Origin of the sequence: Streptococcus caledonicus, assembly GCF_042656225.1 — a bacterium.
In the GTDB taxonomy this organism is placed as follows: domain Bacteria; phylum Bacillota; class Bacilli; order Lactobacillales; family Streptococcaceae; genus Streptococcus; species Streptococcus caledonicus.
Genome location: NZ_JBHSOJ010000020.1, coordinates 1 through 3,585, shown reverse-complemented (window position 1 = coordinate 3,585; position 3,585 = coordinate 1). Strand labels below are relative to the sequence as shown.

Sequence of the window (3,585 nt, the reverse complement as noted above, 5' to 3'; positions counted from 1 at the left end):
GACTATTTTAGCCTCGAGCTAAGAAATTCGGAAGCGAGGGGTGGAAACGATCAAGAACAATTTTAGCTTGAGGAAATAGAACTTTGATGAGAGGAATATAGCTTCCAGACATATCGACAATGACCACTTTAACCTTGTTTCGAGCTTCTTTCGAGTACTTAAAGAAATGATTTCGGATGGTTGTTTGTGTTCTGTCATCAAGGATGATCATGATTTTCTTGGTGTTGAAATCCTGAGCAATGAAAGCCAATTTCCCCTTCTGGTAGGAGAACTCATCCCAGGAGAGGATATTAGGCAAAGTGGTGTCATCCTCTTGGAAATGAAATGGCTTGAGCTTACGATAGACGGTAGAGGTAGAGATGGCTAACTTAGAAGCGATATGTGTAAGAGCCTCTCTGTTGAGTAGGAGTTGGGCAATTTTCTGTCTAACCATTTCCGAGATTTGGCAATTTTTCTTAACGAGAGATGTTTCAGAAACAGTGACTTTCCGATAGGACTTGCATTGAAATCGTCTCTTTTTCAAGCGAATGAGGCTAGGAAAACCAGCAATCTCAATAAAAGGAATTTTAGAAGGGTTTGGGAAGTCGGATTTGATTTGTTTTCCTTTACAGTGTTTCCATTTAGGAGGGAGATAATCAAGTGTAGCGAAGACTTCGATATGGGTATCGTGCTGAATGGCTTTATTTAAGGTGATATTTTTGTCTTTCATTCCGATGAGTAATGTGGTATGATTGATGTGTTCCATAAGATACTTTCTAATGAGTTGTTTAAGCGCATTTCATTATAAGTCTTATGGGACTTTTTTTTGCTCGTTGTAAAAGATTATGGATTCAAAGAAAATATGAGTGATATGGTTTTCTTCCAACCAAGCTAAAGCATGCTGAAGAGCGATGGTTGTTGTTCCAAATGTCTTCTGAATTTTTTGGGGTTTGTTGATATCAAGCGGACCGTCTAAGATATAACAAACAATGGATTTTTGGTGAACATCAATGTCACAACAAGTTTCAATCATGACTTCCATGTGAAAAGCCACCTATTCTATTTTTGAATAATCGAATAGGTGGCTTACAGTAATTTTGTTTTCGTGCTCAAGGCGTAGTCGAGTTATCCCATGATTCTTATTCATCTAGTTTGTCGTACAGGCTAGGCAAAGCCCTATTAAAGACCACGGATTTGTATTGTTCACTTATTAGTATAAAGCAACAATTATTTTCTGTCATGGGTTAGCAGGACAAGCCTGCTTAGAGTTTGTCATGATTCGTCGAAGTTTTTAGTTGACATTATATATATATATATATAATTAAAGTTATTCAATTTATCTAAAATAATAAGGAGACTTGTTCCTATGTTTTTCAATAAAAAAAATAGCCAACAAAAAAATTGGAGACTGATAAAAAAAGGAAAATTTTTCTGTTGTGGCTGTACCCTCTTATTAGCGATGGGGAGCTTGCTGATTCTGCCGACTGCAGAAGTGGCTGCATTAACAGAGAATGTAGCAGTAGAAACAGTAGAAACAGTAGAAATAGCAACTTCAGAGGGTGAATCCTCCACTGCTTCAACCGATGAATCGCTTGAAGCAGATAAATTAGATAAAAACGATCGAACAGAACCTGTGCTACGTTCATCAAATACCACTTCAGAATCTTCTACTACAAATCAAATTGCGAATGTTTCTGCAAAAATCGAGGTTATTCCTGGTTTAGTGGGGGCTGCTAGTCGCACCAAGCCAACTCTCGATTTCGATATTGTTAATCCTTCAAGCCAAGGGGATCCCATAGTTATTGAATACAAAAATGTCAATACCACCATTTCTGACGGAGACCTCATCTATGATAATAAGGTAATCGGTACAGTAACATCTACTGTCGAAAGCAACATTCCTACAGATAGTAAAATGACAGGAGCTGAAACATTAGCACCTGAAGATAGTCTCTATAAAACGATTGTAACCATTACCTTAAATAATAATGCAGACAAGTATGCTACTGACCATCTCCCAATTTCTTTAAAAACAACTGCTTCAACTCCTCAAGCTGTAAAAGCACTGACTGCAAATCGTTCGTATGAAATCCCAGCTTCCATTAGTATCAATGGAAAAGAGGAAACAACCGTAACCGTACCGGTTCGAGAACTGGTTGTTCGAAACTTAGAAGTTGGAGATCAGACAAAAATTTCTGCTGGATATACTATCACAACTGTAAATGGAGAAGTCACTGCTCGCTATCGTTCAGTCTATATTGTCCCTGGTATGACAGGTTTACAAAATGGTGATATCTTAACCATCAGTAAAGGTCCCACTATTCCTTTTGATAACGACTCAGCTGTCATTGGTTCAGCCTATATATTAGAAGGTGGAGCTGAAGAAATGGTTCCTGTAGGAGATGGTGGCGTAGCTTACAAGCAAATGACTAAATCTAGTGTTCGTTTAGTTTTACAATCGGTAGATGCTAAAACAACTACTTACCGTGTTAATGGTACCCTCGATCCAAAATACAATTCGTATGAATGGACTATCCTCGGTGTTCTGCCAAAACTTAACGCACAATACGATGGATATAATGGCTTAAAAACATTTAATGATTTGCATGTAACTTTAACACGTAAGGGAGAGACGGTCTATGAAACTTTCAGTGCTAGCGAAGGGGACCGCGTCAACGTTAATGGTACAGCAGTGCTTATCTCCACAGAGGGACTTAGCTCCGTTTACACAGAATACTATTTAGATGGAAAACCAATGCCAGAAGTTTCCAAAGAACTTGTTTTATCCAAAGTTGTTAAGGGAATTGGTTACACAGCCCGAATTAAGGAGTTTGACAACTATGAGTATGTGGGGCCACTAGAAGATTCCGCACCAATCACAGGAAAAAGTTCTGACACTGATTTAGTAGTGAAATTAAATTATAGGGCTAAGATAGAAGAATCAGTAGACTCAAAAGAAGTAACTCGTATCATCAAGTATGTGAACGAAATTGGAGACGAATTAGCTCCGTCTGTCACCCAAAAAGTAGTCTTCAATCGGAAAATGATGACCAATAAAGTCACTGGGGAGAAAACTTACGGAAGTTGGGAAACAGAACAAGCGGTGTGGGAAACAGTAAATACTCCTGTTCTTGAGAACTACACAACTACTCAAACAGAAATTGCAGAAAAAACTGTATCACCAGACAGCGCAGATAGTGTAGAAACAGTGATCTACTCGGCAACAAGTTCTCAAACAACAGAAAACAAAACGGTTAGCAGAACAATCAAATATGTAGATAGTGATGGGAAAGAAATTGCACCAAGCACTACACAAACCGTAAACTTCACACGAACAGTATCCATAAATGACGTCACTGGAGAGAAAACTTACGGAAGTTGGGAAACAGAACAAGCGGTGTGGGAAACAGTAAATACTCCTGTTCTTGAGAACTACACAACTACTCAAACAGAAATTGCAGAAAAAACTGTATCACCAGACAGCGCAGATAGTGTAGAAACAGTGGTCTACTCGGCAACAAGTTCTCAAACAACAGAAAACAAAACGGTTAGCAGAACAATCAAATATGTAGATAGTGATGGGAAAGAAATTGCACCAAGCACTAC

2 protein-coding genes and 1 pseudogene are annotated in these 3,585 nt (G+C 38.4%); 1 reads left to right on the top strand and 2 read right to left on the bottom strand.

Translation table 11 applies throughout. The features are described 5' to 3' along the window. Together ACFPQ3_RS08265 and ACFPQ3_RS08260 are read right to left on the bottom strand one after the other, a co-directional pair. Nucleotides 1-745: pseudogene (locus ACFPQ3_RS08265) on the bottom strand (transposase); the annotation flags it as partial. A 45-nt stretch (nucleotides 746-790) separates the two neighbouring features. After that, complete coding sequence (locus ACFPQ3_RS08260) at nucleotides 791-1,021, bottom strand: hypothetical protein (protein WP_156807267.1); 231 nt, start codon at nucleotides 1,019-1,021, stop codon at nucleotides 791-793. 324 nt (nucleotides 1,022-1,345) lie between these two features. Here ACFPQ3_RS08260 and ACFPQ3_RS08255 point away from each other — a divergent pair. Continuing rightward, nucleotides 1,346-3,585: mucin-binding protein (locus ACFPQ3_RS08255; protein ID WP_380434023.1), on the top strand; the 2,240-nt coding region annotated here is incomplete at its 3' end.